The sequence below is a fragment of the Mesorhizobium sp. M6A.T.Cr.TU.017.01.1.1 genome (assembly GCF_004023115.1).
GTDB classification, from domain to species: Bacteria; Pseudomonadota; Alphaproteobacteria; order Rhizobiales; family Rhizobiaceae; genus Mesorhizobium; species Mesorhizobium mediterraneum.
The window spans coordinates 1-412 of the sequence record NZ_RZTA01000307.1; the positions used below are offsets into that span (position 1 = coordinate 1).

The 412-nt window shown below is 66.7% G+C and carries 1 pseudogene; it reads right to left on the minus strand.

Features of this window, described 5'->3' with window-relative positions:
* Positions 1–367 (minus strand): annotated as a pseudogene (locus EOB36_RS34125) (hypothetical protein); the annotation flags it as partial.
* Positions 368–412: the final 45 nt, after the last annotated feature.

Below are 412 nucleotides of genomic sequence, written 5' to 3' on the forward strand. Positions count from 1 at the left end.
CATAAACGCCGGGCGAAAGCGTGACGTTGCCCTTCAGGTTCATGCCGCTGCAATAGGTGCCTGGACCGAGCGTCGCCTTGTTGTCGTTCAGGCAGGGGGTCGCGGCCACCGGGGCCGGCAGGTCGACAAAGGGATCGCCGGCGGGCAGTGCCTGGGCGATCGGGGCCGCGCAGACGGTGGTGACGGGATTGCTGAGAGAGACACCGCCCGCCGATATCAGGCAATCGGCCCGCAGACTGGCCGCGCCCTGAAGCTTGATGGCATCCGAGGCGATCGAATTGGACATGACCGAGCAGCCGCTGAGCTTGACGCTGGTGCTGCCGGAAAACAGCACCGCCTGCGACGCGGACGGATCGAGCGCGAGCATGCAGGCACTCGAGGCGTCGGTAATGACGGCCACAGCCCTCGCCTG